The 1,438-nt window shown below is 66.8% G+C and carries 1 protein-coding gene; it reads left to right on the forward strand.

Annotation, left to right across the window (positions count from 1 at the left end):
- Positions 1-60 precede the first annotated feature (60 nt).
- Entirely contained in the window at positions 61-1,341 is a 1,281-nt protein-coding gene (locus ACZ4UB_RS39525; RefSeq protein WP_468078135.1) for an IS701 family transposase, read from the forward strand.
- The last annotated feature ends 97 nt before the right edge of the window (positions 1,342-1,438 follow it).

Raw genomic sequence — 1,438 nt, forward strand, 5'->3', positions numbered from 1 at the left:
CTAGTAGGACTCCGTTAGGTCTTGCGGTTCGGGCTGCTCGGGGGCGGGCATTCCGAATGTGTGGATACACGCGAAGTGGACCGTGTGCGGGCTGAGTTGGCTTCGTATGTGGCTGACGTGTTTGCCTCTCTGCGGCGCAAGGACCAGCGGACCAAGAGCGACTGTTACCTGCGAGGACTGATGCTGGATGGTCGGCGTAAGTCGATCCAGGCCATGGCCGCTCGGCTGCCGGACGGCAACGAGCAGAACCTGCAGCAGTTCGTGAACCAGTCCACCTGGGATCCGGTGCCGGTGCAGCGCCGGATCTGTGAACGCATGCTGCCGCTCATCTCTCCGACGGCCTGGGTGATCGACGATGTGTCACTGCCCAAGGACGGAAGAATGTCGGTCGGAGTGGCCCCGCAGTACTGCGGAGCCCTGGGCAAGCGCGCCAACTGCCAGGTCGCGGTCAGCGTCCATGCCGCGACGGACACCGCCTCCTGCCCTCTGCAATGGAGGCTGTTCCTGCCTCGGTCATGGGAAGCGGACGACGATCGCAGGACGTCCACCCGCATCCCGGCCGAGGTCACGCACCGTGAGAAATGGCGGTTGGCCCTGGACATGATCGACACACTGGCCGAGTGGGACATGAGCCCTCCGGCCGTGGTGGCGGACGCTGCCTACGGCACCAACGCACACTTCCGGGCCGCTCTCACCGACCGCGCAATCCACTACGTCCTGGCCGTCCGAGCGGACGTAAGCGCCCATCCGCTCGACGCTGAGCCCGAAGCCCCGCCCCGCAACGGGCCGGTCGGCTGCTGGCCCCAGCCCCGCTACCGACACCCCGCACCATCGGTGGCAACCCTGGCCGCCGGCCTCGGGACCAGGACATTCACCACCGTCACCTGGCGGCAGGGCACTCGAGGCCGGCTGAAGTCGCGCTTCGCCGCCGTGCGCGTCCGGCCCGCCGGCAAGGCCGTTGAGCGGCCGATCAAAGCTGCCGCCTCGTCCGAGCAGGGCTGGTGGGACGGGGTCCTGCCTGACTGCTGGCTGCTGGTCGAGTGGCCGGACGGTGCTGAAGCCCCCACCGACTACTGGCTCTCCAGCCTCCCTGCCGACACCCCGATCACCGAGCTGGTCCGCCTCGCCAAGGTCCGCTGGCGTATCGAGCATGACTACCGGGAACTGAAGCACGGTCTGGGCCTGGACCACTTCGAGGGACGGTCCTGGCCCGGCTGGCACCACCACGTCACCCTCGTGACCGCGGCCCAGGCCTTCCTCACCGAACAGCGACTGATCCCAAAAGTCCCAGGACCGGCCTCACCCTCTACCAGACCCTCGATGCTCTCCAAGACATCCTGAGGTGCTGGACGGGGGTCTGCATCACCTGCCAGAGGCCCCTCCTCGACACGGCACACACAACCCCAAGATCAAGAACAACCTAACGAAGTCCTACTAG

The sequence above is a fragment of the Streptomyces sp. NPDC028419 genome (assembly GCF_055565515.1).